Raw genomic sequence first — 26,293 nt, 5'->3', positions numbered from 1 at the left:
AATGCTGTTATTGCTAGTAGGGTTGATTATTAGTGCATGTTCAAATGATGAGGATAAGAAAAATACAAATCAAGTCAGTACAAATGCGCCAGTAACAACGGAAACACCACAAGAAATTGTTGTCCGTATTAATGATGACCCGGATTTTTTAGATCCTCATAAAGCGACAGCGTCCATTTCCTATCAAATGATTCTTAATATTTTTGAAGGGTTAATGGCTCCTGAAACAGATGGGTCATTAAAACAAGGGCTGGCGGAAAGCTATGATATTTCGGAGGATGGTTTAACTTATACATTTAAAATCCGTTCAGGCGTGAAATTTCATAACGGTGAGGATTTAACAATAGAAGATATTCAATATTCTTTTGATCGCTTAATGGGCAAAAATGGTGGAGAAAAAATGTCGAATAACTTTGATAATGTGGCGTCTACCGAAGCACCAGATGCTACGACCTTTGTTATTAAGTTAAAAGAACCAAATTCTAATTTCTTATATTCACTTACTGCTCGCCAATCAGCCATTATACCGAAAAATAATGATGGCAAACACAATGAAAATCCAATTGGGACTGGTCCGTTCTCCTATGTAAAATATGCTCCTGGTTCAAATTTAGTACTGAAAAAGAATGATAGCTATTGGAAGGAAGGCTTGCCTTACTTAGATAAAGTAACCTTCACTTTCCAATCAGATGATCAAGCAGCCATTATGAGCTTAATGGCAAATGAGGTTGACTTAACTAGTGTTCCTTGGCAACGCGTCAATGAAGTCGAGAGTAGTCATCATTTATCGCATCAAAACAATAACTCTTCCTTAATCGTGACGTTTAATGAAACGAAAGCGCCATTTGATAATGTGAAAGTGCGTCAGGCGATGAACTATGCGATTAGTAAATCGGATATTATCGACTCAGTATTTGCAGGCTATGCTGTACCACTTGGCTCGAACATGAGTCCAGCAATGGGGGACTATCAAAAGAAAGGTTTAGAGAACATTTATAAGCTTGATGTGGACAAGGCGAAAGCATTATTAGCAGAAGCGGGTTACCCAGACGGCTTTAAAACAAAAATTACAGTGTCCTCACATAACGATATTTATTCGAATATAGCGCAAATTGTTGCGGCTAACTTAAAGGAAATTGGTGTGGATGTAGAAATTGAAGTAGTGGAATGGGGTATTTGGCTTGATCGTGTGTACTTCGGCCGCGACTATAATATGACAACGATTGATTTAACAGGCCGAGCATCTGCCTATGAAATACTAAATGACTATATCTCTACAAATGATAGTGAAAACTTCTTCTTATTTAAGAATGATGAGTACGACAAAATCATGGCAGACGTGTTAAAAGAAACAGATACTGCAAAGCAAATCGACTACTACCAGCGTGCACAAGAAATTTTAGCAGAGCAGGCAGTGTCCGTTTATGTGGCGGATTACCAAATCGTGTGGGGATCTGATAAACAAGTGACAGGTCTGAAGAGCTATCCATTCTGGTTCCACGACATGTCGGAGGTAAAATTCTCAAACTAGAAAGAGATGATTGCAAATGATGTATATCATACGTCGATTCATCCTGTTAATAACAACGATTCTTCTAGTGTCGATCATTACATTTGGTGTTTTTCAAATTTTACCTGGGGATCCTGTTCGAACAATGTTAGGAACGGAAGCAGATCCTACACAAATTGAAAATTTGCGGTCTGAGCTTGGTTTGGACCGCCCCCTTTATGAACAATACGCTGATTGGATGAAGGGGTTATTGACAGGGGAATTAGGCAATTCAATTCGTTTCTCAATGCCTGTAAAAGATTTATTGTTTGATCGACTTCCTGTAACGATGTCATTAGCATTGCTCACACTAACCATTGTATTACTCGTTTCCTTGCCGCTTGGCATGTTTGCAGCGAGAAGACAAAATAAGCTGAGTGATGTGTCATTATCGACATTGACACAAATCGGAATGGCTGTACCTTCATTTTGGCTTGGTATGATGCTTATTTTATATGTCGGAATGAAATTTAGCTTCTTTAAAATTAGCGGCTATATCCCGTGGACACAAAGTGTATCTGGTGCGTTAAGTACGCTTGTACTCCCAGCGTTAACAATTGCTATACCCCAAATTGCTGTCAACTTCCGTTACGTGCGAACTGCAATTTTAGAACAAATGCAGCTGGATTATGTTCGAACAATACGCAGTAAAGGAATGTCGGAGCAAAATGTCATGTATAAGCATGTTTTAAAAAATGCGATGATACCGATATTAACGGTCTTTGGATTAATTATGGCAGAAGTGGTGGCAGGGACAATTATCGTCGAGCAAGTATTTTCATTGCCAGGTGTTGGTCAGTTACTCATTACTGCGATAAGTAATCGCGATTTCCCTTTAGTTCAAGGAATCGTTATGTATATTACTGTTGCAGTAGTTGTAATTAATTTTATCGTCGATATTTTATATTCCGTTTTAGATCCAAGAATCCGATTACGATGAGAGGTGGATGCAATGAAAACTGTACAGCGCTACATGAAAAATATAAATTTAATCATTGGTCTACTCGTCATAGTCGGATTTTTACTTGTAATGGTCATTAGCTTCTTTTATACACCGCATGATGTCAATACGATGAATATACCAGAAAAATTGCACAATCCGAGTAGTAAGTATCTCTTTGGGACAGACGAATTCGGACGTGATATTTTTAGTCGGATGATGAAAGGCACACAAACAGCATTTGCGGTCGGCTTATTAACGGTATTTATTGGCTCAACATTTGGTATTTTAATTGGTGGAATAGCCGGGTACATCGGTGGCTGGGTAGATGAAATTTTTATGCGTTTGATGGATGCTTTAATGGCATTTCCAGGGATTATTTTAGCTTTAATGCTAGTAGCTGTTTTCGGACCTGGCGTAGTCAATACGGCGATAGCACTGGGGGTTATCGCAATCCCAGCCATCGCTAGAATCGCACGCAGTGGTTTTGTCCAACATCGTGATGCCGAATACGTATTGGCTGCTAAATTAATTGGTGTAAAGCCTTATAAAATTATGTTCCGCCACATTTTGCCTAATATATCATCACAAATTATTGTGGCAGCAACGGTTACCTTTGCTACAGCAATGCTCGCTGAAGCAGCACTTAGTTATTTAGGGCTTGGCGTACAGCCACCAAATCCAAGCTGGGGACGTATGTTAAAAGATTCTCAGGCTTATTTAGTGAAAGCATCTTGGTATACATTTGCACCAGGAGGAGCCATTACGATGTTAGTACTAGGATTGTATATGCTGAGCAATGCCTTACGTGATTATCTGGATCCTCGTTCAAAATCATAAAAAAAGGCTATTGTCATGGCGATAAAAAACATTCTATACTATATAGATTACGCATGCTAAATACGAGGAGGCATTCTATATGAACACAACAATTATTACAACAGAAAATGACTTACAAACAGCTTTTGCTATTCGGAAAGCTGTCTTTATAGAAGAACAACAAATTCCAGCATCAGAAGAATACGATGAATTTGATGCGCTCGATGCAGCATGTGATCACATTCTTGTATATTACAATGCGCAGCCTGTTGGTACAGGTCGTTTACGTGTTGTAGATGGCTATGGGAAGCTTGAGCGAATTTGTATTTTAGAGGAATTTCGTAAATATGGGCTAGGAAAAGTAATTATTCAAACGCTAGAGGCATTAACACAAGAAAAGGGCTTAACGAAATCAAAATTAAGTGCGCAAGTATATGCAGAAGGCTTTTATGAGAAGCTCGGTTATACACGTACAGGTGAAGAATATATGGATGCAGGAATCCCACATATTTTAATGAAAAAGCAATTTATTAAAGCTTAATTTTAAAAGTCAATTAATACCGCGTATTACTGCTACAAAAAAGAGGTCTTCTCAAATGATTTTTGAGAAGACCTTACTAGTTATTAAAATTACTTAGTTGTAGGATGCCATACACCTTGTTCGTTTTTAACAAAATTAATTTTGAATGTAAAATCCTTAGATCGTAGAAGTATAGTTCCTTGCGTTTCACTTAGTTGTTCAAATTCTGCTTCCTCAATACCATTATAATTATAAGCACTTAAAAGCATCTGAATTTTCTTTGTATAATAATGTTCCTTTATTTTTTGATTATTTAAATACGAAAAGCGTCACCCTTTGTGGCAAATGTAAAAAATACATCCTGCGTAATTTCCTCAGCGAGTTGCCTGTCTTTCACATATAAATAGCTTAGATGGAATAGGTATTCACCGTATTCGTCCACTAGCTGCTCCATAAAACTACCACCTTACTTGTCTTTTAATGATTAGACGAAAAAATTTAACGAGATTGTTCAAAAAAATAAAAATTGTCAAAATTACTAGTATTGAAATTTAATAGACGGCTCTATATGATTATTAGAAAAGATGTGTAGGAGGGGATATGTACATGATTAGACATATTGTGATGTGGAATCATAAAGATGAATTTAACGAAGAACAACAAACACAGAATGCACAAATCGTCAAAACAGAGTTAGAAAGCCTGACAGATAAAATTAACGGGATTATCTCATTACATGTTATCACAAATCCATTAGCATCTAGTGATCGACAAATAGTATTGAATAGCCTATTTGAAAGCGATGAACATCTGCAACAATATCAAATTCATCCTGACCATGTTCGTGTTAGCCAGTTAGTAGGCTCATTAATGAAAGATAGAATATGTATTGATTTTGAAGAAAATCTATAAAACAAACTCCATTTTGATTTTTTCAAAATGGAGTTTGTTGTTTTAAAACGATAATGGCATTTCCTGAAGTGTTGGATAAGATGTGATGGCACCATGTTTTGTTGTGGATGCACCGGCATAATGATTAGCATAGGTAAGGAGGGGAGTAGCAAACGTTTCGCAAAATGCTTCGGCAGTCTCTGCTGTAATGTTTTTCTGCAATAAAACACTTAAGATAGCACCGATAAAGGCATCACCTGCACCAGTTGTATCAATCGCTTGTACATCATTAGCATCAGCTTTCACATGTTGTTGCCTCGTATAAAGACTAGCGCCTTGTGCACCATGGGTCACAAAAATAACTTGGACATTCCCTTGGAATAATGATTGAACGGCATGTTGTTCATCGTCTAGATGCGTTAAAAACGATAGTTCCTCGTCAGAAAGCTTCACGATATGCGCGTGCGGAATAAAATTTAAAATCGTTTGTCGACATAATTCAGCGTCATGCCAAAGAGGAAGTCGCACGTTTGGATCAAAGGATACGAGACTGCCTGTATGATGTGCTTGCCTAATGATAGCCTCATGTGTTTGCTTCATTGAACTGTCTACTAAGTTCACCGAGCAAAAGTGGAGAATGTCTTTCGCTGTAAGTAAATTATCTGGTAATTGTTCTGGTCGATATAGTAAATCAGCGGCATTTCTGCGGTAAAATAAAAAGTCACGGTCTCCATTGGCTGACAAAGAAACAAAGGCGAGGCTTGTTTCACCTTCAGTTGTTTGCGCAATATATTGGGTGTCCACGCCAGCTTGTTTTACTGTATTAATTAAAAAGTCACCAAATGCATCTTGCCCTACCTGTGAAAGTAAAGCAGCATGCTGTCCTAATTTTGCACAGACAGCGGCCACATTGGCAGGGGCACCTCCAGCATTTTTTGTGAATTGTTCTACTGAACAAAGCGAGTCACTTTGTTCAGTAGGGGTAAAGTCAATTAACAGCTCACCGATTGCATATAGTTTACGCATACAATTCCTCCTCTTACGATAGAAATTTCATTCCTTTAACTTAGCTTTTTGATTAGGGATGTAAATTGTATAAAAAATCCCTCCGAAAATTAAAACAATGCCAACAGTTTGCATAATGCTAGGCATGAAATCGAGCAATAGCATATCTAATAAAATAGCAACGACTGGATCTACGAATACTAAAACAGAAACTAGTATAGTAGATAGATTGCGAATACTATCGAAAAATAAATAATAAACGAATCCAGTATGAATAAAGCCTGTACCTAAAATATAAAGCCAATTCGTTGTAGTTAATCCTTCAAATAGTGAAAAGTCCACAAAAGGTAATAGTATGACGATACCAACAGTCGTTTGTATAAATGTTAATGCATAGGAACTTAAATTTTTAATCGTTCTGCTCGTTAACATTGTAAATGCATAAAACAAAGCAGAGAGTAGTGCCCAAACGAAGCCTGACTGCATAAATTCAGACAACGAAATAAAATTATGTAAACCAATAATAAAAATACTACCGATAAAACAAGTCAATGTTGCGACAAGCGCTTGTACAGTCATTTTTTCCTTTAACAACAAGGCCCCTAAAATAAGTACAAATATAGGTGCCAAATTATAAATTGAAATGGCAATCGAGATTGACATCTCTTCAAATGCTTTAAATAAAAATACCCAGTTTAAGACGATAAAGACACCGCATAGAAGTGTACGCGCTATTTCTTTTTTGTCCCATACTTCGATTTTATGGCCACCTGTCATTAGCCATAAGAAACAAAGAAAGAGGGTAGCACAAATACAACGGATAAAGACTAGCTCAATAGCTGGTACGCCAGTATGGATGGTGAAAAAGCCGATGGAGCCGAAAATGGCCATCGATACAGTAAGTTTTATTACTGCAGAAATATTCATTTCAAACCTTCTTTCTAGTAGATATACAATAGCTACTGTTTTTTTTAGTGTTATCATGTTAGTAAAGAAACCGACAGTGTAGTTTACTGTCGGCTCTTTATATTGGAAATAATCGTTACTCGCGGATTTGCCCATTCCCATGGATAAAATACTTTGTTGATGTTAATGCAGGTAAGCCCATTGGTCCACGTGCGTGTAATTTTTGTGTACTAATACCAATTTCGGCGCCATAGCCGAATTCAAAGCCATCTGTAAAGCGAGTAGAGGCATTATGGTAAACGGCTGCCGCATCTACATTATTTAAAAATGTATCTGCTACAAGTGGATCTTCCGTAATAATGGCTTCCGAGTGGTTTGTACCGTATTGATTAATGTGCTCGATGGCCTCAAATACGTTTTCGACAACTTTAACGCTTATTTTTAAATCTAAATATTCCGTAGCAAAATCTTCCTCTGTAGCGAGCTGTGCGAAATCTACCGCTTGGCAAACTGTTGCATCACCGATAATTGTTACGTCTGCTTCGTGCAAAGCGTTTAGCAGCTTTGTTCCGTATTCATTAAACCAATCCGGATGAATAAGTAAGCTTTCAGCAGCGTTACAAACAGAAGGACGTTGTGTTTTAGCATTTCGACAAATTCTTTCTGCTTTTATGTAATCAGCAGTTTGGTCAACATAAATATGACAATTGCCTGCTCCAGTTTCAAGCACTGGCACTGAAGCTTCACGAACGACTAAATCGATAAGTGCCTTACCACCACGAGGAATTAATACATCTAGGTATTCTTTTAAATGGAATAATTCCTTTGCTGTTTCACGACTTGTATCTTCGATTAGTTGAACTGCATCAACAGGGATAGCCGTTTTTTCAAGTGCTCGGTGAATACTCGCAACAAGCGCTATATTTGAAAATTTAGCTGAAGAGCTTCCTCGTAAAATAACGGCATTGCCTGTTTTCAACGATAATGTTGCTGCATCAACGGTCACATTTGGTCGTGCTTCATAAATCATGCCAATCACACCGATCGGTACCATACGCTTTTCAATATGCAAGCCGTTTTCTTTGTCAATGTGCTCAAGTACTGTGCCAACTGGGTCGTTTAACGTTACAAGTAAATGAATGGCATCTGTCATTGCTGTAATTCGGTCCTTGTTTAACATAATGCGATCAAGTGTTGAAGCGGGCATACCTTTTTCTTTGCCACTTGCTAAGTCCTTTAAGTTTTCTGCAATTAGCAAATCTTGATCGATGATTAATTGCTCAGCAATTTTAGTTAACGCATCATTTTTCTCGCAAGTTGTTTTAATATTTAATACATAGCTTGCTGCCTTTGCGCGTTGTCCTTTTTGATATACTTCACTCGTCATCTTTATGCCTCCCTAATTCGTTTGTATTTTTAACCATTTGTCTCGATGAATGACTTCTATTGGATAGTTTGTTAATTCATCGGTCCGTTTTCCCATCGCTTGTGCTAGCTCAAGTGATGAGTATAAAACTTCGCCACGTCCAATAAGCCTATTTTCACTATAAACCTCTACAACGTCACCTTGTTCAAAGTCTCCTTCAACACGGTAGACACCAGCTGGTAGTAAGCTTTTACCATTTTCTAATAAGGCAATTTCCGCACCGTTATCTACAAAGATTTTACCAGAAATTTCCGTAAGTGCAATCCACTGTTTATTATTTGTTAATATAGCGAGCGCCTCATGCTCTACATATGTCCCATCTCCATGACCATCCATAATATCGACGAGCTTATGCGCACCGTAGCCCGTGCCGATAAACACTTTAACACCAGCATTTAAAGCTGCCCGCGCTGCCAATAGTTTAGACTCCATACCACCTGTTCCGACTTTTGAGCCTGCACCATCAGCGAAGCCAAGCATTTCATCTGTTACTTCTGTTAACCGATCAATGCGCTTCGCTTGGGGATTTTTATTAGGATTTGCATCGTATAAGCCGTTGATGTCTGTAAGGATAATGAGCTGGTCTGCGTGAACAAGTCCACTTACAAGTGCGGATAGCATATCATTATCGCCAAATGTTAACTCACTGACAGATACAGTATCGTTTTCATTAATAATTGGGAGCATAGCCCGCTCTAACAATTCCTCAAATGTTGCATAGGCATTTTTATAGCGTTCTTTTTTCGAAAAATCAGTACGTGTAAGTAAGATCTGAGCAGGCATAATATCATAAATACTAAAAAGGGCATGATATGTTTGGATAAGCAAACTTTGGCCGACTGCAGCAGCCGCTTGTTTCCCTTTAACTGTCACTGGACGAGAAGGGTAGCCTAATTGTTTAAAGCCTGCTGCTACAGCACCTGAAGATACAAGTAAAACTTCATGGCCACATTTTTTTAATTCTGCAATAGCTTGCACATGATCCATTAAGCGTACTTTGTCAATTTCACCTTTTGCATTCGTTAAGGAGCTACTGCCAATTTTTACAACGATTCTTTTTCTTTCCATCACATTTCCTCCAGTTCATCAATCATGGTCGCCACTTGTCTTACTACATGAAAATGTTTGTTAAATAACAATAAAAAAACCTTTTCATCCTAAAAATTAGGACGAAAAGGTTTGCTTTCCGTGGTACCACCTACATTGAATATCTTGAGATATTCCACTTTCCTCATAACGCTTGAGACTGCGCCTAGTTTGGCTAGGACGTTTCACGAAGTAGGTTCAGTAGTCTTTTTTGTACAATGCCTTGCAGCCGGTGGGCATCGCTCTCTAAGCAATTAGTTTCTACGTACTAGTCTTCGTTCGCTTTGTTGGTATTGATTATTGTAGAGAGGTCCGTACCATATATTATGACCACAGGCTCTCGTTCGTACTAGTAATTGAATAAAGAATGCACTACTTCTGTGTGTCTGTCAAGCTGAATAGAAAAATTCTGTAAAAATGAGGACAAAATGCTGAATTTGCGAACATTCTACTAAAAAGGGGATGTCCTAAAACATACTTAAAGTGACAAATAGATAAACAAATTATTTAAACCACCAAATGGCGACAAATAAAGGTAACATCGCCAAAATCATCACAAAAAAACTCCACAATATTTGTTTTCCTGTTGTCATATTTTTTGGCTTAATGCTCATTTTTTCATAGAGTTGGTTGATGGCGCGTTGCTCTTTTGCGTAGAGCATTGATTGAAATTCATCATAATCTTGTATATAACTTGACGGGGTTCTGGGGCTGAAACGTAAATTTCGGATATCGTCCGTTATATCTTTCTCGCCAATCCGATAAGTAATAACTGGTGCCAAGCCAGAGGATTGCGTTGCTTGAACGTCGATATCATGTGTTTTCATTTTATAAAAGACATTCCCTTGCTCGTCCTCCAATTCTTGAACAATATCGCTTACTGCCATCGACGAATCACCTCTTTCTTCATACAATATGGACCAAAAATATAGTATTAATTTTCATTATAATGCATGGGCGAGGAAAAATGTTATGTGAACGAGCATTAATTGAAACAATAAATTTTTTGTAAAAATTCTATATATAGTCATAAACTCACAACTAAAGTAGCGAGTGTCGTGTAGTATAATGAAAATACAACCATTCTAATTATGGTTTTTTCTAAAGTTAGTGGAAAGAAGGAGAATAATTGGAATTTTCAACGTTACTAACGTTTTTAGGTGCAGCAATCATATTAACAGTAATGCCAGGGCCGGACAATTTATTTGTCCTTGCGCAAAGCATTACACAAGATAAAAAGGCAGGCATTGCGACTTCATTAGGTCTATGTTCAGGTTTGCTTGTTCATATCGGAGCTGCAGTTTTAGGAATTTCAGCTATTATTTATCAATCAACGGTTATCTTTTCCATTGTCAAATTTGCAGGTGCCGCCTATTTATTATATTTAGCATGGCAATCATTGCGAGCAAAAGATGATCCATTTACATTGAAGCAACAAAATATTCAAGCTTTTGGTTTGCTGTATCGCAAAGGAATCTTGATGAATGTGATAAATCCAAAGGTTTCTTTATTTTTCTTAGCACTATTGCCACAGTTTGTAAATCCAATACACCGCTATGTGGCGTTACAAATGCTTATTTTGGGTATGGTATTTTTAGTGCAGGCACTGATTTTATTCTCGTTATTTAGTATTTTTGCAGGGAAAGTTAAAAAAGGTATAGGGAAGCCAGCAATTGCTAAACGCTCGAATATGGTACAAGGCATTCTATTTACCTTTATCGGTATACAAATCGCACTAAGTAAACAATAAAAGGAGGAGGCTATATGGCAATTTTACATATTACCTTTAGCTTGTCTACACACGGTTCTATTAAACACGCGATACGACAACACCATTTACAGCGAGAAGAGTCGGTGATTTGTGTCAATGATGTTTTCTCAATCGGACCACTTGCAAGCTTGGAAAATCGAAAAAATTGGTTAGAATCTAATGTTTTTAAGGATATAGAAGAAAAAGAATTATACGAGGACATCCATAAGAAGTGGACGAAATCAATCGCCAGCATCCCTTGTGATTTGGATGTTTGGATTTGGTATAGCCAAAATTCACATGAAGAAATTGGTTTGCGTTATGTAATGAGCGAGTTTGTAACTAAATGCAGCATGGTATTTGGAATAGATACAACCGCAGCTTTAAACCGAATTCATCCAGATATGTCTATTCGCCATACTGGAGAACTATCATCGGACTTGCTTATGAAACTTCGATCGGATGCTAAACGGTTTACTCTCGAGGAGTGTCGGCGACTTGCTAAAGAATGGGAAGAGCTAAAGCAAAATCCAAGTACATTGCGAGTTTGGCAAAATGGTATTGTTCATGCAGAGGAGGACAGTTACGATGCAACTATTATTGAATGTGCAAAAGATTTACAAGCTAACAACGAGGAGCTATGGCTTTCACCAGTGAACGTCATTGGGCGAACTTTCAATAAAATCGAGGACTACATGAGCGAAGCCTTTTTAGAATATCGAATTTTCACCATGGCTAGGCAAGGGTTATTTGAAATTAGCGGTGACACGACGGATATGTTTTCTTATCAAATAAAATATATAGGGAAATAATTAGTTTCCTACAATAACTTTTAAATCATAAAATTAAAAGCGGACGAATGCTATAAAGCATCCTTCCGCTTTTAGTCGTTGTTCCTTGAAGGTCCCATTTTCTCATAATAATCAAAGACAAATTTCTGAAATTGTCGTGCGGAAGGGGAAAGGTAACGATTTTCAATCCAAGCCATTCCGATAATACGTTCACAGACCATATCTTCAACATGAATTTTTACGACTTTTTTTGGATTAAGATCTTCATCATCAGGTAGTAGTGATACGCCAAGGCCGGCGCCTACAAATCCCGCAACGGTCGAGACCTCATCTCCCTCATAAGTAATTTTAGGTTTAATGCCCGCTGCGTTTAATAATCGATCTGCAGTACGGCGCAATGCATAGCCTTTTTTCATAAGCACAAAGTTTTCATGCTCCAGTTCCTTCATTGTAATGCTTTTACGATTGGCAAGGTGGTGATCAATTGGCACCATAATGTAAAGCTCATCTCGCCACAGTTCCTTCCAGCATACAGGTGGTTCTGTGTTAATAGCTGCAAGTAGGCAAAGATCAAGCTCACCTGCAAGTAATTGCTTTAATTGTGAGTGTGAATAGTTTTGTGTGAAATGAAAGCGGATTTGCGGGTGTTGCTGACGAAAGGCGCGGATCAAATCAGGTACAATACTTGTTCCAAGTGTATGTAAAAAGCCCAGTGACACATCTCCAAGCTCAGGATTATTAAGCTCTTGTAATTCTAAAACAGCCTTTTCATATTCTTTGCGCATACGCTGCACTCGATATAAAAACTGTTCTCCATAACGATTTAGCATGATGGAACGTCCTTGGCGGTCAAATAAAGGAACACCTAATTCCTCCTCAAGCTTAGAGATTGAGCGACTAAGTGCAGGCTGTGAAATCGCTAATACATCCGCAGCACGTGTCATATGTTCAAGCTTTGCTACTGTTGCAAAATACTCCAATTGTTGCCATTCCATTTTTTTCACCTCCAATAATAGTATTACTATTAGTTACCTGCATTATAACGGTAAAAGTATAGGAAGTATAGGCAACGTGGAAAAATTTTATATAGTATAACAAAGGAATTTTAATAAAGTAATTTTTATTATTTTTAACCATCCCTAAATGGTGATTATACAAGGCTTCGACCTCACATCATTCATGCATGAAAGGTATCGAAACGATAAAAACTATAAATTGTACATTATGAATAAAGGGTGTTAAGATAGACACATAAAATACACAAATACAAATTTCCGTGAAGGGGATATTATAAAATGAAGTTATCAAAGCCGCAACCTCTAACAATTGAGGGAGGCAAAAAAGCCGTACTATTACTGCATGGATTTACAGGTAGCACAAAAGATGTGAAAAAGCTAGGGGAATTTTTATCAACACGTGGTTATACTGTTCATGCACCTATCTATAGTGGTCATGGGGTAGAACCAGAAGCCCTACTTGAAACAAAGCCTGAAGACTGGTGGAATGATGTAGTAGAAGGCTACAACTTCCTAAAAAATAAAGGCCATGAAGAAATCGCAGTAGTAGGAATTTCACTTGGCGGTGTCTTTTCGTTAAAAGTAGCAGAGCAATTTCCTGTTAAAGGAGTTGTTGCCATGTGTGCGCCGATAACACGCGATAGCTCAAAAGGATTATTTACACGTTTATATAACTACGCAAGACTATATAAACACTTTGAAAACAAATCAAAAGACCAAATTATCTCTGAATTACATGAATTGCGAATTACACCAAAAGATTCTTTAGATGGCGTTACACGCTTAACTGAAGAAACGCGTGAAGATTTACCAGCTATTAAAGCACCAACTTTAGTACTGCAAGGATTATTAGACGATGAGCTATATCAACAAAGCGCTCCGTTTATTTTAGATACAGTTAAAACAGATGATAAAGAAATTATTTGGTATGAAAATTCAGGTCATATTATCACATTAGATAAAGAACGTGAGAAAGTTTATGAAGACGTGTACAATTTTTTAAACCATATTGAATGGTCCGTTGCAAACTAAGAGCTGTCTTCTGACAGCTCTTTTCATTTTTTACTTTTCCTTATTAGCTAGTAACTGTACGATTAGCAATCAACTACGCAAAAACTATTGTTTTTATAATAAATGCCTGTTACCATAGTGAAATTGTAGTGAAAATTCATTCGATTTAACTTGTTTTAGCAACCCCTCTACTTCTATAAGTGGGACGAACCAATAGCCACTGAATTAAGTGAAAGCTTAAACTTGTCTGAATCAGGTTAAAGCCCCGGCTGCTATCACAGATTTTTACAAGTGCTTTTCGAGCAAGCTCGAAAAAATCTGGACGTAACTACGCCAAGGTAATTTGCTATAGTTAAACACATCTAAGGAGTACATCAATTATGCAAAAGAAAATACCTTTTTCTACTTATGCAGTCATAGGAACGATGTTATTTGGACTGTATTTTGGAGCGGGGAATCTTATTTTTCCAATTCAACTTGGACAACTTGCAGGAACAAACTTTTGGTTTGCACTGATCGGTTTTTTAGTTACCGCGATCGGTTTACCATTTTTGGGCATTTTAGCGATTGGTTTATCGGGCAGTAATGGTCTGCGTGATTTAGCGAGCCGTATTCATCCTTTATTTGGCGTTATTTTTTCACTAGCGCTATACTTAACAATCGGTCCCTTTTTTGCAATTCCTCGAACTGCTACAGTACCATTTGTCGTTGGTTTTGAACCGTATATCAATGCGGAATATACAACAATTTTACTAGCGCTGTTTAGCTTTATATTTTTTGCAATAGTTTATTATTTCTCGTTAAATCCGGCGAAGATTATGGACTATATAGGTAAGGTGTTAACACCAGCTTTTTTAGTTGTATTATTTATTTTAATTATTATTAGTATTGTGAAGCCGATGGGTCATTTCCAACAGCCAATCGGTGATTATATCCAGTCTTCCTTTATGACAGGCTTTAAAGAAGGCTACAATACGATGGATGCACTAGCGTCACTAGCATTTGGTATCGTCGTTATCAATGCTATTAAAAGTGCAGGTATTACAGATAGAAAAGAAATTGCCAAGGCAACATGGACATCAGGTATCTTTGCGATGGCATTGATGACACTAATTTACGGGCTCATTACGTATATGGGCGCATCGAGTATTGAGGCTGTCGGAACATTTGAAAATGGTGGATTAATTTTCGCAGCAGTAGCTGACCATTATTTTGGCTCATTTGGTGCGATTTTATTGGCTGTAATTATTGTGCTAGCTTGTTTAAAAACAAGTATTGGCTTAATTACTTCTTGTAGTGAATTTTTCCATGAAGTTTTCCCAAAAATAAGCTATAAATGGTTTGTTTTCATTTTGTGTGTTGTGTCATTTTCAATTGCCAACTTTGGTTTAAATAATATTATTCAATTTGCGATTCCAGTGTTGATGTTCTTATATCCACTTGCGATTGTCCTTATTTTACTTGCTTTAAGCTCTTCGCTATTTAACAATAAGCAAACAGTTTATGCATCTGCAATGTTCTTAACATTTTTCGTTAGCCTAATCGATGGCTACAATGCACTCGTTAATAGTATTCCAGGTGCAAAATTAAGCCTGTTGGATTCAGTAGCTGAGTTGTATTCAAATGTTTTACCTTTGTATAATATCGGTTTAGGCTGGATTTTACCGGCTGTAATTGGTGTCATTATTGGATTAGCAATGCCATCAAGAAAAGTATCAACAATTAACTAACATATAAGAAAGCACACACATAATAAATGATGGATGTGTGTGCTTTTATTTGTAAAAATATTATATGCAGAAAATTTATTCAATTTAATTTATAATGATACTTAGTATTGTTTTAAGGAGTGAGCATATGCATGAGATTTGGATGTTTACAGCAGTGGCATTGATGATTGTGATGGTGCCTGGAGTGGATTCGCTTCTAGTGTTAAAAAATACAATCATCCATGGAAAGAAAGCAGGTTTTTTTACAATGTTGGGGATTATTCTTGCTCTTGTAGTTTGGACAACCCTTGCTGTACTTGGCCTAGCTACGATTATCTCAAAATCAATGGTCGTATTTTTAGCGATAAAATATGCAGGTGCCGCGTATTTAATATATTTAGGCATACAATCTTGGCGTGCAAGGGCACAAAATATGATATTACAAGAAGAGCGACCTTTACAGGAAGATCCAGAAAAAAATGTATCGCTTAGCTGTATGACCCAAGGCATTACGACTGATCTATTAAACCCAAAAACATTGCTATTATATGTAACGTTAATGCCTCAATTTATTCAGCCAAATTTTAATATAAACTCTCAATTAATCGTGTTAGCAGGCATTTTAATCGCGTTATCAATTGTTTGGTTGGGCATTGTGATACTCGTTATGAATGTCATCCGAAAATGGTTTATGAAACAGACGGTGCAGGCAATATTTAATAAAATTACGGGTGTTATGTTAGTAGGAATTGGCATACGTATTGCAACTGAAAAAGTATAGAGCGAGAAAAATGCACGCAAAGGTATATTCCTTTGCGTGCATTTTGAATAGGCTTAGTAAGCAGTCCATCCACCATCAACGGCAATGATTTGTCCATTCACAAAGCTTGCTTCATCTGAGCCTAAGAAAATAGCAAGTTGTGCAATTTCTTCGGGTTGTCCAGCACGTGGATTGATTGCTAATCCTAGTGATTGACGAGCCGCACCAACTTCGCTCATATTAGTCATTGTTGCAGCGATATTTGTCATAACAGCACCTGGTGCAATACCATTACAACGAATGTTTTGGTTAGCATACATAAATGCTGTATTTTTTGTTAAACCAACTACGGCATGTTTAGATGCAGTATAGGCAGCACCAGCACGAGCACCGTATAATCCGCCAGCAGAAATATTATTAACGAAAACACCATGTCCTTGCTCAAGGAAAATCTTTGTTGCCATGCGCATTGAACGCATAACAGCAGTTGTATTTACGGCAAATACTTTATCCCAACGCTCGTCAGAAATCTCACCGACAGGCTCCATACCATCCATAATGCCCGCATTGTTAACTAAAATATCTAATTTACCATATGCATTTTTTGTTTCATCGAATAAGCGTTGCATGTCCTCAGTCGAAGCAACATTTGTTTGTATAGCAATAGCTGTGCCGCCATTTGCTTGAATACCATCAGCAACAGTCTGTGCACCGTCTAAATTTAAATCTGATACAACAACTTTAGCACCTTCTTTTGCATAACCTTCTGCAATTGCTTTTCCCATACCTGAAGCTGCACCTGTAACGATTGCTACTTTACCTTCTAATCTCATGTCAAAAGACCTCCTATTAGATCGAATTTTCCTGAGGACAAAGTTACTTTGTCCTAAAGCTTAACCAGAAATAAATAGATACTCGCATCTACTACTTCTGGTTATGTATTGAACATGTGTTCATTAAAATATTATAATACTCATGTAAGCGATTTCAATATGCAGAATTCGTAGAACTGTTCAGTAATCAACACATTTAAATTATTTGTTTAATATGGGGGTGAAAATTTTGACCGTTAACGATTTGCGAGTAGTAAAAACAAAGCAAGCGTTACATAATGCATTGCTTACTTTGTTAAGCGACAAACCGTTAGAAAATATCTCGATTGCGGAAATATGCCGTGTAGCAAAAGTGAATAGGGGCACATTTTATTTACATTATGAACAAAAAGAGAAGCTGTTTGAGGAATACTTTCAGGAAATTGTGGAGGATTTATATAATTCCTATGAGGAACCATACCGTGCTGCATCGACCATTATTAAAAATGAGCTGGATCCAAATACAATTCGAATTTTTCATCATATAGAACGGTTTAAACGATTTTATCGAATCGTCTTTTCAAAAAATGTACCACTAACCTATTATTATATGTTATTTAATGAAATTCAATCGCTTTTAAAAAGAGACTTAGCACAAAATAAAATAGGCAAAATAACAACTGACTTTTATAGTGCCTATCAAGCAAATGCAATTATCGGCATGATTATTGAGTGGTATCGGCATGATTTTGCCGAAAGTGCTTGTGAACTAAATCAGCAGTTTGCGGCAATTTTACGTTTTGAAGAAAGTTACGACAATCGCCGGTAATCCACGGTAAAACGCCGGTAAATCCAGGGGAATCGCCGGTAATCACGGAGAAATCGCCGATAAACTCATGCCAATCGCCGGTAAAACATAGTAAAAAGAGTTAGATTGATAGCAGTCAATCTAACTCTTTTTTTTCTTATAGCTTAGCCTTTTTTTATTGAGGTGTAGTTACGCTTAATTTTTGTTCCATTTTAGGTCTTTTTAGGGCAACCGCAACGGTAGCAACAACGAGTGTGACAGCAATGATAATAGCTAACGAACTACTATTATGAATTAGACTTTCAGAGCTACCTCCAAATATTATTGTATAATAGCCATCAGCCCCGTAAGTTGCTGGCAAAAGGGAAGCGACGCGATGATAAAAGTCTGAAAGCATAGCATTCGGAACGAGTACGCCAGATGTGACAAGTTGTAAGGAAAGTGCGCAAATATTAAAGACCATGCCGAGATTACCAAATACAATGACAAAGACCTGTGCTAAACATAGAAAAGCCCAAAACATGAAAGCTTGGAATAGATATATAGTGAAAAAGCTTTCGTTACTTGAAATTGTAAATAAATGCATCAATCCTATTGTTAGTAATGGAAGAATAAAAGCAACGGCAATATTTACAAGCTGTCTAGCAAAAAATAAAGACCATTTCGAAACAGTATGCTGTACGATTTCAGCTGCCTGCTGATGTTGCATAATCATCACCATTGCACCGACAAATGATGAAATAATAACCATTAACGGTACGAAATTTGCCGCAAAGCCTTTGACGTCATTCGTTTTAATAATAGTAGATTCAACTGTTCGGTCTTTTACACCCATAATGGTTGAAGCAACAGTATCTTGAATTTGAAGTGCTGTATTTTGTTCTAAAGGAAGCTGTGCAAACTGTTGTGAAAATGCCTTTATCATCTCTCCTTGCTGTACAGGGTACAGACTATGATTGACTTCCTCTGTAGCTTGCTTTGCTACGCTCTCCATCATTGTTTTGGCAAGGCTTGCGTTCGCTTGATTTATGGAATAAACAATTTTAGCTTCTTCTCCAGCCTGTAACTGGGCAGAAAAATCAGCAGGTATGTGAATAATCATATTTATATGTCGCTGATCCAAATCTTTTTCTGCCTTTTTAATCGAGGTGAACTCTTTCGTAGCAAAAGGCAATGATTCTTTCAATCCGCTAATGACTTCTTGACCAACAGCTGAATCTTCACTCATCAAGCCAATCGTTAAGTTATTTGCTCTATCACTTATGCCGTCGTATGCGGTCATCCAGATAGAAAAAAATATTAATTGAAATGCAATCGTAGCGGCAATACCAATATAAGTTTCGCGAATTTTAAATAAAGCTTGTAATCCTTTCATTATAAACCTCCTATAAGTAAGTACTTACTTGCACCTCTGAGAAAAATTTTTTCTAGGAAATTAATCCCCTAGAAAAAATTGCAACACTTGTGTTAATCAGTTCTTCAGTTGGAAGGGTAGAAACGGTCGTACCTAATCGAGCGCGTGAAATAAAGTGACCGAAATTAAGGGCAATAAGAGAAAGTGCAGCGGCTTCATAGTTGACCTCACGGATTTTCCCTTTATGGTGCATCTCCTCAAAATATTGAATTAACTCATTTTTGAAGATAAGGGGAACATTAGCTATTTCATTACTGATTTCTGGAAATTGCATTGATTCCTTAAAGCCAATCATCACAAGGTCCTTTATAGACATCATATATTCAAAATATTTCATTGAAAAATGATTTAAATCTGTTTCTAAATCCCATGTAACCTCTTCATGCATCATTTTTTGCAAAATAGGGTTGTAAGAAAATCTGTCCACAATGGTCTTTAAAATCCCTTGTTTATTGCCAAAGTGGCGAAAAATCGTTACTTCATTGACCTGTGCTAAGTCGGCAATTGCCTTCGTTGTCGCTGCGGTGTAGCCCTTTTCACTTATTAGCTGTATGGCTGCTTCAATAATTCGTTCTGCTGTTTCTTTCGTTGTCAATAAAATACATCCTCCAATGCAAGTGATTACTTACATATTAACATGAGTGATTTGTATTAGCAATAGCTCAAAAAGAATCATTCGCCAGTTTTGGCATTGACAACTATATCGGGCGCTGATATATTTTATTTATATCGTCAGTCGATATATTGTTTGGCGATATAGAGGGAGGTATTTTTTATGACACAAACACAGGAATATCCGCCTTTAACAGAGGGTGTTTATTATATTTTATTAGCATTATTCGAAGCTCGTCATGGCTATGGCATTATGCAATTAGTCGAGGAAATGAGTAAAGGTCGTGTTCGTCTTGGCGCAGGTACGATATATGGCGCTATTAAAACATTGTTGGAACGACAATGGATAGAAGCATTAGATGGTGATGGTCGTAAGAAGGAATATATAATTACGGAAAGTGGGAAAAATGTAATAGAATATGAAATTTTACGATTAAGGGAACTTTTTGACAATGGTATCCGTATAACAAATGGGAAAGCCTAAAACGCATTTTTTATAAGAGGTGTTGATATGAAAAAAATTAAATTTCGCTTTTTTCTGGACTATGAAAAAGAAGAGAAATGGGTCAATAAAATGGCCGAACAAGGATGGCATTTACGAAGAAATATAATCAGCTTCTTTGTATTTGAACAAGGCGAGCCTGGAAAATATATTTATCGTAATGAATTGGTAGTAGGTGAAAAGAAAGATTATTGTGAATTTTTAGAGTCGTTAAATATTGAATGTGTTTCTAAATTCGGTGTTTGGGCATATTATCGTAAAGAAGCAGCTGATGGAGCATTTGAATTATACTCAGATGCACCTTCTAAAATAAAATATTTAAAATCAATTAGTAGGCTGTTTATTCCAGTTGCCATTCTAAGTATTTTAATAGGATTTTTCAATATATTCACGGGGCTTACAGCATCTCCAACAACGTTTATATCTATTAATCTTGGTTTTTTAAATGTATTTTTAGGGGTTTTAATGTATGTACCAATTAGAAAAATTCAAAGACGCAAAAAGCATCTAGAACATGATTTACATATATTTGAGGGGTAAGGAGGATAAATATGACATTACAATTACAGCAGGTCACAAAAAAGTACAAAGATTTCACAGCGGTTGATAATTTAAATTTCACGATTGAAAAAGGGGAAATTTTTGGATTAATTGGTCAAAATGGTGCAGGAAAGACAACGACATTCCGCATGATTTTAGACTTGCAGGAAACTACAGCAGGCACGATATCATGGAATGGAAAGCCTGTGAATTCAATAAACCGTGACGTCCTTGGTTATTTACCAGAGGAACGTGGAATTTTCCCAACAATGAAGGTTGAGGAGCAGCTCTACTTTTTCGGAGAGCTACGAGGCATGAAAAAAGCAGAGCTTAAGATGGATATTGATTTCTGGATTAGCCGTTTTGATTTAGAAGAAAAACGCAAAGATAAAGCGGAGACGTTGTCTAAAGGAAATCAACAAAAGGTACAGTTAATTGCAAGCTTTATTCATAAACCACAATTTTTAATTTTAGATGAGCCTTTTAGTGGTCTTGACCCAGTGAATAAAGATTTACTGAAAGATGCCATTTTACTGCTAAAAGAACAAGGAACAACGATTTTATTTTCGAGTCACCAAATGGATAATGTCGAAGAACTTTGTGATCACTTATGTCTTCTGAAGCGGGGAGTATCACTTTTTTCCGGCAGTTTATTAGATTTAAAGAAACAGTATGGCAAAACGAAGCTGTCTGTACGAACTGATTATTCTACTACGGAGTTACTTCAGCTCGAAGGTGTTAAAGACATACGTGTGGAAAAAGAGCAAACAGTGTTAATGCTTGAGGATGAGCATTATGCAGAAAGTATTTTCCAACGTTTATCTGCTGGTAAGTACATCGAAAAATTTAGCTTAGACTATTTAACACTGGATGAAATTTTTAAAGATAAGGTAGGTGGCAGCATTGTCGAAGTTTAGTTTGTTAATGAAGCAATTATATAGATCAAAATTGAAATCAAAATCATTTATTTTAATGACGCTTCTATACGTGCTTGCAATGTCTGTTGCTATTTTTTGGTCAGATATTAAAGAGCTCTTCACAGGGAACGATGAAGCACAGCAAATCGCTATTGTTAATGATACGACAGCAGATTTAAGTGGAATCTTTGTGTCTAATAGTGATATGGCGTTTATTCAAGATGAGACAAATCTAGAGAAGTTAGAGCAAAAAGTAAAAGATGGGGAACTTGCTGCTATTGTTGAAGTGAGTGATCAGAACGGTCAGTTGCATGCAGAAATTTCAACGTTTAAACCTTTGAAATTAAATGATCAATCGACGATATCTTCTTTATTGCAATATGCTGGACAGCATTACGCTGTACAAAAACTATCCCTATCGTCAGAGCAGGCAGCTCAAATAATGGCTGCCAAAACGATTATTTCAAATAAAAATTTAAATGAAGAAACTACTGGTGGAAAAAGTGAGGAAGAGAAACAATCAGGGCTATGGGTATCCTATGCTGTCGGCATTTTAATTTACTTCTTTATTTCCACATTTTTATCGATGATTACAACTGAAATTGCTTCTGAAAAAGGCTCACGCGCTATGGAAATGCTATTAGTAAGTGTGAAACCTGCCACGCATTTTAAAGCAAAAATTGCAGGTGTCCTGCTACTTGCAATGACACAAATGGCGATTATTGCAGTTGTCTTCCTTTTCTATGCAAAGTTCGCGAAAGACGGCGTTATTTGGGAAATGGCAGCAAGTATTGTTAAGGAATTATCGCTTGGATATGTGCTTTATGCAATCCTGTTTTTACTGTTAACAATTGTTTTATACTTGATTGTTGGCGCATTATTTGGCTCATTGGTGTCTAAAGTAGAGGAAGCAGGTCAAGTGCTAATGCCTGCAATGATGATTACCTTAATTGGCTTTTATGTAATGCTTTCGGGAATTGGTAATCCCGATACAATTATTATTAAAGTTTTCTCTTATATTCCTTTCACATCGGGTATGGTAATGCCAATGCGTATTGGAGCGACAGATATAGGTATGATTGAGCCTTTACTATCACTTGGCATTTTAGTAGTGACAATTATTGTTGCATATTTATTTAGCTTATCATTCTACAAACGTAGCGTCTTAACATATAGTACAGGCGGCGTGATTCAAAAGTTCAAAACGGTATTAAAAGTAACAACATAATGATGGAAAGCAGCTATTTAAAAGTAGCTGCTTTTTTAAATAAAGAAAACGGTAATTCCCGTTCTAATCACTCCCTTAGCGCAGACACGGCTGCAACTAATTTTAAGCTTGTCTGTTCCTGCTGAAGTGACACGCTTTCCACGCTAATCAACGTGTATAATTAACTGAAATAATTGGTACTACTAACCTGCACACAAAGGAAACGGGGTAACTTTTATAAATGCAACATGGTTAAAGTAGATGAGTTCTCTAAGCTATTGCTTACAGTCTGACGGCTATTGGGATATAGCTGTTTTCGACATCAATATACTGATTTTTAGAAAAGATGTAAGGCGGATTGAAGATTCAGTCGAATTTTTAGTTCAAACAGGCTATAATTTGAGGAGAAGGAATGATGGACTGCTCTGTGAAAGAGCTAAATACTACGCATTTAAACTGCCCATTAGACCGAAACTTTAACTAAATCGAACGTGTATTGGTAAAACAGATGAAACTTTTTCATCTACTAATCGTATGTAATAGAAGAGATTAATCGCAGGGGGTATTACTTATGTCTGAAATGAACAATGACCTATTTAAATCAAAAGATCCATTCGCAACTGAAAAACCACTACTACAACCTAACCCATTAATGCAAGCTGAACCATTGCAAACACCGACATTGATTTCTGAGCAAGAACTATCACAAATTGCTCAAAATCAGCTTGCTTTAAAGAAGGATCCAGAGGTTCATGCACTTGCTCAAAAAATTGATGTAAAAGACCAAATCGCTATGTTAGAGCTAGGAAAAGAAACGGCGAATGGCATTTCTACATTTTCAGATAAAATGCTGGCAACAATGAGAGCTAGTAAGCTGGAAGAATCCAGTGTATTGTTAAATAATTTAAATAAAGTGATGGATAAATTCGATCCGCAAGATTTTGCAGAACAGAAAAAAGCGGGCTTTCTTACAAAGTTGTTTAGCAAAGGAAAAGAACAATTAGAAAGATTTTTATCTAAATATGACAGCATGAATAAAGAAGTTGATGTAATTTATCGTGAAATTCAAAAGTATGAAGTTGAAATGAAACGTAATACTATCGACTTGGAAAACTTATATGACCAAAACTTAGATTATTTCCAAACATTAAGTAAATTTGTTGCGGCGATTGAAGTAAAGGCAGATGAAGTTCGTGCTGCATTACCAATGTTAGAGCAAAAAGCGCAAACAGGTGACCAACTAGCTGCAATGGAATTTGAAACGATGCAACGTGCTTTAGAATTACTTGAGCAGCGACGTTATGATTTAGAAATGGCACAGCAAGTATCGTTCCAATCTGCACCACAAATTCGCTTAATGCAGCAAGGTAATAATCATCTAATCGGTAAAATAAACTCTGCATTTGTAACGACTATTCCAATTTTTAAACAAGGTTTAATCCATGCAGTAACATTAAAGCGCCAAAAGCTTATCTCAGATTCAATGAGTGAACTGGATCGCCGCACAAATGAAATGCTTGTGCGCAATGCAGAAAACATTAGCAAAAACAGTGTCAATATTGCACGCGCTGCTGGTAGCCCAAGCATTAAAATCGAAACTATTGAAACAACATGGCAAACAATTATGGCCGGTATTCAAGAAACAAAGCAAATTCAAGCAGAAACTGCGAGAAACCGCGAGGAAGGTCGCAAACGTATCGAAAAATTACAGCTTGAATATGAAAAATTAAAAAAAATGTAATGATTGCATAGACTGTCAACAAACTCGAAAACATATGGAGTTTGTTGACAGTCTTTTTTTATTAAATATTTGTTGAACTTGAGATGATTCCATTTCACTCAAAAAATCTTGCTATATTATGGGGAATACTACTACTTTAAAAGTTAATAAGTACAACATTATATTTTCATATAGTGAGTCCGACGAGTAACTTTAGGTGCAAAAAATGCATTCAAAGTTACAACTATTTTGGAATAATGTACAGAATTTTCTTGCAATTAAGTTATTAACATGATATTTTGTTTTTATAAAAGGTTAAACGATTTACTAAAACGTTTAACTAAAGGCAAGGAGATTTGATATGACAACTCTGAAAGATATTGCAGAACACGCTAATGTAAGTGCTTGTACCGTTTCTAGATATTTAAACCAAAATATTGTTGTGAAAAAAGAAACAGAGGAAAGAATCCAACTCGCTATTAAAGAACTGGGATATGTACCAAATGTAGTTGCAAAAGCATTAAAACGTAAGGAAACTACGAATGTTGCGGTAATCTTACCAAAGATTAATAGTCTTTATTATTCTGAGATCACTTCTGGAATCAGTCAAACTTTAGGAAAACATCATTATAATTTATTTATTTATGAAGTAGACAATTTAAATTTAAGTGAAAATGAAATACTACAACTTATGCGTGAAAATATGGTAGCTGGAATTATCATTATTGGGTTATTTTCGGACCTATCATTTAAAGATAATATTCCTAGTTTTTTAGAATGTGGTATTCCTGTTGTCTATGCAAATAGATGTATTCCGTACTCCGGTTTTCCATTAGTGTATCCGGATTTAACCAAAGCAGGTAGGATAGGGGCAGAATATCTATTTTCAAAAGGTAAAAATAAATTAGCTTTAGTTCATAAAAAGTTGCCTAACGATGTACTTGAATTATTCTTGGAAGGAATTAGTCAAGCAAGCAAGTATGAGCAAAAGCCTTTAATTATAGAAATCGACGATAATATGAATTTATCAAAAGATTGTGTGCCAATTCTTCTTGAAAACAATATTGATGGTGCATTTGTCCTGAATGAATTGAGTGCAGTTTATTTAACTAAGGCACTAGTTCATCGTGATGTTCGGATATGTGAGGATCTTGCTGTTTTGAGTTTGGGGAATTCTCTATTGTCCCAAATTTCTACACCTGAGCTAACTTGTGTGGATTTGCAGAATCAGGAATTAGGCATAAGAAGTGCTGAGATTATTCTGAGTGAAATTCAAAAAGAAAAGTTTGAGCCAGTAACTATTTTAGAACCGTTTATTGTTGAACGGAAATCTTCATGATTTTTGTAAAATAAATTTAAATAGAAGCAAATATAAGGAACTATTGGTTAAACGTTTAACTATTTTTCATTAATTTAAAAAGATATTCTAAATTAGTTAAACGTTTAACCAATTTAATCTGAAGTTAATGTACCAATGTGGTTAAACGATTAACAAAAGAAATACATCTATTTAGTTAATCGTTTAACCACTACTATTAAAACAATTAGTTAATCGTTTAACTAATAAGTTATTTTCGATAGG

Annotated in this window: 27 protein-coding genes; 17 read left to right on the top strand and 10 right to left on the bottom strand. The window is 36.4% G+C overall.

What is annotated here, in order from left to right; all coding sequences use genetic code 11:
- Position 1: 1 nt before the first annotated feature.
- From NSQ74_RS16905 to NSQ74_RS16890, 4 genes are all read left to right on the top strand, one after another.
- The gene (locus NSQ74_RS16905) at positions 2–1,531 is read left to right on the top strand and encodes an ABC transporter substrate-binding protein (RefSeq protein ID WP_340826489.1); all 1,530 of its coding nucleotides are present in this window, start codon (positions 2–4) and stop codon (positions 1,529–1,531) included.
- A 16-nt stretch (positions 1,532–1,547) separates the two neighbouring features.
- On the top strand, positions 1,548–2,489 hold the full coding sequence (locus NSQ74_RS16900; protein WP_340824858.1) for an ABC transporter permease: 942 nt from the start codon (positions 1,548–1,550) through the stop codon (positions 2,487–2,489).
- A 12-nt stretch (positions 2,490–2,501) separates the two neighbouring features.
- Positions 2,502–3,329 (top strand): ABC transporter permease, encoded by an 828-nt coding sequence (locus NSQ74_RS16895; RefSeq protein WP_340824857.1) that lies wholly within the window; start codon positions 2,502–2,504, stop codon positions 3,327–3,329.
- Between the two features lie 79 nt (positions 3,330–3,408).
- Positions 3,409–3,849, top strand: coding sequence for a GNAT family N-acetyltransferase (locus NSQ74_RS16890; RefSeq protein WP_340824855.1), 441 nt, complete (start codon positions 3,409–3,411; stop codon positions 3,847–3,849).
- Between the two features lie 292 nt (positions 3,850–4,141).
- Here the strand turns inward: NSQ74_RS16890 and NSQ74_RS16885 are convergent, their stop codons facing one another.
- Positions 4,142–4,282 carry an RNA polymerase sigma factor gene (locus NSQ74_RS16885; RefSeq protein WP_340824854.1) on the bottom strand — a complete coding sequence of 47 codons (141 nt, stop codon included), beginning with the start codon at positions 4,280–4,282 and terminating at the stop codon, positions 4,142–4,144.
- A 152-nt stretch (positions 4,283–4,434) separates the two neighbouring features.
- Here NSQ74_RS16885 and NSQ74_RS16880 point away from each other — a divergent pair, with 152 nt between their 5' ends.
- A complete protein-coding gene (locus NSQ74_RS16880; protein WP_340824853.1) occupies positions 4,435–4,740 on the top strand; it encodes a Dabb family protein in 306 nt (101 codons plus the stop codon).
- 42 nt (positions 4,741–4,782) lie between these two features.
- On the opposite strand, the gene NSQ74_RS16875 is transcribed toward NSQ74_RS16880, so the two are convergent.
- From NSQ74_RS16875 to NSQ74_RS16855, 5 genes are all read right to left on the bottom strand, one after another.
- A complete protein-coding gene (locus NSQ74_RS16875; protein WP_340824852.1) occupies positions 4,783–5,745 on the bottom strand; it encodes a carbohydrate kinase family protein in 963 nt (320 codons plus the stop codon).
- 27 nt (positions 5,746–5,772) lie between these two features.
- Complete coding sequence (locus tag NSQ74_RS16870; RefSeq protein ID WP_340824850.1) at positions 5,773–6,651, bottom strand: DMT family transporter; 879 nt, start codon at positions 6,649–6,651, stop codon at positions 5,773–5,775.
- Positions 6,652–6,766: 115 nt separating this feature from the next.
- A complete protein-coding gene (locus tag NSQ74_RS16865; RefSeq protein WP_340824849.1) occupies positions 6,767–8,017 on the bottom strand; it encodes a glutamate-5-semialdehyde dehydrogenase in 1,251 nt (416 codons plus the stop codon).
- A gap of 12 nt (positions 8,018–8,029) precedes the next feature.
- Positions 8,030–9,124, bottom strand: coding sequence for a glutamate 5-kinase (proB, locus tag NSQ74_RS16860; RefSeq protein ID WP_340824847.1), 1,095 nt, complete (start codon positions 9,122–9,124; stop codon positions 8,030–8,032).
- Positions 9,125–9,645: 521 nt separating this feature from the next.
- A complete protein-coding gene (locus NSQ74_RS16855) occupies positions 9,646–10,029 on the bottom strand; it encodes a sodium:proton antiporter (RefSeq protein ID WP_340824845.1) in 384 nt (127 codons plus the stop codon).
- Between the two features lie 242 nt (positions 10,030–10,271).
- On the opposite strand from NSQ74_RS16855, the gene NSQ74_RS16850 reads away from it, so the two are divergent.
- Positions 10,272–10,892: a LysE family translocator gene (locus NSQ74_RS16850; RefSeq protein WP_340824844.1), complete on the top strand. Its 621-nt coding sequence runs from the start codon at positions 10,272–10,274 to the stop codon at positions 10,890–10,892.
- A 14-nt stretch (positions 10,893–10,906) separates the two neighbouring features.
- Positions 10,907–11,704 (top strand): DUF1835 domain-containing protein, encoded by a 798-nt coding sequence (locus NSQ74_RS16845; protein ID WP_340824842.1) that lies wholly within the window; start codon positions 10,907–10,909, stop codon positions 11,702–11,704.
- A gap of 71 nt (positions 11,705–11,775) precedes the next feature.
- On the opposite strand, the gene NSQ74_RS16840 is transcribed toward NSQ74_RS16845, so the two are convergent.
- Positions 11,776–12,678, bottom strand: coding sequence for a LysR family transcriptional regulator (locus NSQ74_RS16840; RefSeq protein ID WP_340824840.1), 903 nt, complete (start codon positions 12,676–12,678; stop codon positions 11,776–11,778).
- A gap of 300 nt (positions 12,679–12,978) precedes the next feature.
- On the opposite strand from NSQ74_RS16840, the gene NSQ74_RS16835 reads away from it, so the two are divergent.
- The 3 genes from NSQ74_RS16835 (at position 12,979) to NSQ74_RS16825 (ending at position 16,200) form a co-directional block, all read left to right on the top strand.
- Complete coding sequence (locus NSQ74_RS16835) at positions 12,979–13,731, top strand: alpha/beta hydrolase (protein WP_172771105.1); 753 nt, start codon at positions 12,979–12,981, stop codon at positions 13,729–13,731.
- A gap of 359 nt (positions 13,732–14,090) precedes the next feature.
- On the top strand, positions 14,091–15,440 hold the full coding sequence (gene brnQ / locus NSQ74_RS16830; RefSeq protein WP_340824839.1) for a branched-chain amino acid transport system II carrier protein: 1,350 nt from the start codon (positions 14,091–14,093) through the stop codon (positions 15,438–15,440).
- 127 nt (positions 15,441–15,567) lie between these two features.
- Positions 15,568–16,200 (top strand): LysE family translocator, encoded by a 633-nt coding sequence (locus NSQ74_RS16825; protein WP_340824838.1) that lies wholly within the window; start codon positions 15,568–15,570, stop codon positions 16,198–16,200.
- Positions 16,201–16,253: 53 nt separating this feature from the next.
- Here NSQ74_RS16825 and NSQ74_RS16820 read toward each other — a convergent pair whose 3' ends face one another.
- Entirely contained in the window at positions 16,254–17,012 is a 759-nt protein-coding gene (locus tag NSQ74_RS16820) for an SDR family oxidoreductase (RefSeq protein ID WP_340824837.1), read from the bottom strand.
- 229 nt (positions 17,013–17,241) lie between these two features.
- Between NSQ74_RS16820 and NSQ74_RS16815 the strand changes: the two genes are divergently transcribed.
- On the top strand, positions 17,242–17,820 hold the full coding sequence (locus NSQ74_RS16815) for a TetR/AcrR family transcriptional regulator (RefSeq protein ID WP_340824836.1): 579 nt from the start codon (positions 17,242–17,244) through the stop codon (positions 17,818–17,820).
- 154 nt (positions 17,821–17,974) lie between these two features.
- Here NSQ74_RS16815 and NSQ74_RS16810 read toward each other — a convergent pair whose 3' ends face one another.
- Positions 17,975–19,174 (bottom strand): YhgE/Pip domain-containing protein, encoded by a 1,200-nt coding sequence (locus tag NSQ74_RS16810; protein ID WP_340824834.1) that lies wholly within the window; start codon positions 19,172–19,174, stop codon positions 17,975–17,977.
- 52 nt (positions 19,175–19,226) lie between these two features.
- Entirely contained in the window at positions 19,227–19,808 is a 582-nt protein-coding gene (locus NSQ74_RS16805; protein ID WP_340824832.1) for a TetR/AcrR family transcriptional regulator, read from the bottom strand.
- 180 nt (positions 19,809–19,988) lie between these two features.
- Here NSQ74_RS16805 and NSQ74_RS16800 point away from each other — a divergent pair, with 180 nt between their 5' ends.
- The 6 genes from NSQ74_RS16800 to NSQ74_RS16775 all read left to right on the top strand — a co-directional run bounded on the left by NSQ74_RS16800 (position 19,989) and on the right by NSQ74_RS16775 (position 26,050).
- Complete coding sequence (locus tag NSQ74_RS16800) at positions 19,989–20,309, top strand: PadR family transcriptional regulator (RefSeq protein WP_340824830.1); 321 nt, start codon at positions 19,989–19,991, stop codon at positions 20,307–20,309.
- A 27-nt stretch (positions 20,310–20,336) separates the two neighbouring features.
- Positions 20,337–20,867, top strand: coding sequence for a DUF2812 domain-containing protein (locus NSQ74_RS16795; RefSeq protein WP_340824828.1), 531 nt, complete (start codon positions 20,337–20,339; stop codon positions 20,865–20,867).
- Positions 20,868–20,878: 11 nt separating this feature from the next.
- On the top strand, positions 20,879–21,784 hold the full coding sequence (locus NSQ74_RS16790) for an ABC transporter ATP-binding protein (protein ID WP_340824826.1): 906 nt from the start codon (positions 20,879–20,881) through the stop codon (positions 21,782–21,784).
- Positions 21,771–23,012: an ABC transporter permease gene (locus NSQ74_RS16785; RefSeq protein WP_340824824.1), complete on the top strand. Its 1,242-nt coding sequence runs from the start codon at positions 21,771–21,773 to the stop codon at positions 23,010–23,012. The genes NSQ74_RS16790 and NSQ74_RS16785 overlap by 14 nt, the downstream gene beginning before the upstream one ends.
- 550 nt (positions 23,013–23,562) lie before the next feature.
- Positions 23,563–24,732: a toxic anion resistance protein gene (locus tag NSQ74_RS16780; RefSeq protein WP_340824823.1), complete on the top strand. Its 1,170-nt coding sequence runs from the start codon at positions 23,563–23,565 to the stop codon at positions 24,730–24,732.
- Between the two features lie 340 nt (positions 24,733–25,072).
- Positions 25,073–26,050, top strand: a complete 978-nt coding sequence (locus NSQ74_RS16775; protein WP_340824822.1) for a LacI family DNA-binding transcriptional regulator — start codon at positions 25,073–25,075, stop codon at positions 26,048–26,050.
- Positions 26,051–26,293 lie beyond the last annotated feature (243 nt).

The organism is Lysinibacillus sp. FSL W8-0992 (genome assembly GCF_038008685.1).
Taxonomy (GTDB): Bacteria; Bacillota; Bacilli; order Bacillales_A; family Planococcaceae; genus Lysinibacillus.
This window is presented reverse-complemented; position numbering and strand designations above follow the sequence as displayed.

Excerpts from the sequence above, each read along its gene's own strand:
- NSQ74_RS16855 (WP_340824845.1), bottom strand. The coding sequence starts at position 10,029 with ATGGCAGTAAGCGATATTGTTCAAGAATTGGAGGACGAGCAAGGGAAT.
- NSQ74_RS16800 (WP_340824830.1), top strand. The coding sequence starts at position 19,989 with ATGACACAAACACAGGAATATCCGCCTTTAACAGAGGGTGTTTATTAT.
- NSQ74_RS16890 (WP_340824855.1), top strand. The coding sequence starts at position 3,409 with ATGAACACAACAATTATTACAACAGAAAATGACTTACAAACAGCTTTT.
- NSQ74_RS16875 (WP_340824852.1), bottom strand. The coding sequence starts at position 5,745 with ATGCGTAAACTATATGCAATCGGTGAGCTGTTAATTGACTTTACCCCT.
- NSQ74_RS16885 (WP_340824854.1), bottom strand. The coding sequence starts at position 4,282 with ATGGAGCAGCTAGTGGACGAATACGGTGAATACCTATTCCATCTAAGC.
- NSQ74_RS16865 (WP_340824849.1), bottom strand. The coding sequence starts at position 8,017 with ATGACGAGTGAAGTATATCAAAAAGGACAACGCGCAAAGGCAGCAAGC.
- NSQ74_RS16820 (WP_340824837.1), bottom strand. The coding sequence starts at position 17,012 with ATGAGATTAGAAGGTAAAGTAGCAATCGTTACAGGTGCAGCTTCAGGT.
- NSQ74_RS16905 (WP_340826489.1), top strand. The coding sequence starts at position 2 with ATGCTGTTATTGCTAGTAGGGTTGATTATTAGTGCATGTTCAAATGAT.
- NSQ74_RS16780 (WP_340824823.1), top strand. The coding sequence starts at position 23,563 with ATGTCTGAAATGAACAATGACCTATTTAAATCAAAAGATCCATTCGCA.
- NSQ74_RS16795 (WP_340824828.1), top strand. The coding sequence starts at position 20,337 with ATGAAAAAAATTAAATTTCGCTTTTTTCTGGACTATGAAAAAGAAGAG.
- NSQ74_RS16895 (WP_340824857.1), top strand. The coding sequence starts at position 2,502 with ATGAAAACTGTACAGCGCTACATGAAAAATATAAATTTAATCATTGGT.
- NSQ74_RS16900 (WP_340824858.1), top strand. The coding sequence starts at position 1,548 with ATGATGTATATCATACGTCGATTCATCCTGTTAATAACAACGATTCTT.
- NSQ74_RS16870 (WP_340824850.1), bottom strand. The coding sequence starts at position 6,651 with ATGAATATTTCTGCAGTAATAAAACTTACTGTATCGATGGCCATTTTC.
- NSQ74_RS16775 (WP_340824822.1), top strand. The coding sequence starts at position 25,073 with ATGACAACTCTGAAAGATATTGCAGAACACGCTAATGTAAGTGCTTGT.
- brnQ (WP_340824839.1), top strand. The coding sequence starts at position 14,091 with ATGCAAAAGAAAATACCTTTTTCTACTTATGCAGTCATAGGAACGATG.
- NSQ74_RS16835 (WP_172771105.1), top strand. The coding sequence starts at position 12,979 with ATGAAGTTATCAAAGCCGCAACCTCTAACAATTGAGGGAGGCAAAAAA.
- proB (WP_340824847.1), bottom strand. The coding sequence starts at position 9,124 with ATGGAAAGAAAAAGAATCGTTGTAAAAATTGGCAGTAGCTCCTTAACG.
- NSQ74_RS16840 (WP_340824840.1), bottom strand. The coding sequence starts at position 12,678 with ATGGAATGGCAACAATTGGAGTATTTTGCAACAGTAGCAAAGCTTGAA.
- NSQ74_RS16810 (WP_340824834.1), bottom strand. The coding sequence starts at position 19,174 with ATGAAAGGATTACAAGCTTTATTTAAAATTCGCGAAACTTATATTGGT.
- NSQ74_RS16790 (WP_340824826.1), top strand. The coding sequence starts at position 20,879 with ATGACATTACAATTACAGCAGGTCACAAAAAAGTACAAAGATTTCACA.
- NSQ74_RS16845 (WP_340824842.1), top strand. The coding sequence starts at position 10,907 with ATGGCAATTTTACATATTACCTTTAGCTTGTCTACACACGGTTCTATT.
- NSQ74_RS16825 (WP_340824838.1), top strand. The coding sequence starts at position 15,568 with ATGCATGAGATTTGGATGTTTACAGCAGTGGCATTGATGATTGTGATG.
- NSQ74_RS16880 (WP_340824853.1), top strand. The coding sequence starts at position 4,435 with ATGATTAGACATATTGTGATGTGGAATCATAAAGATGAATTTAACGAA.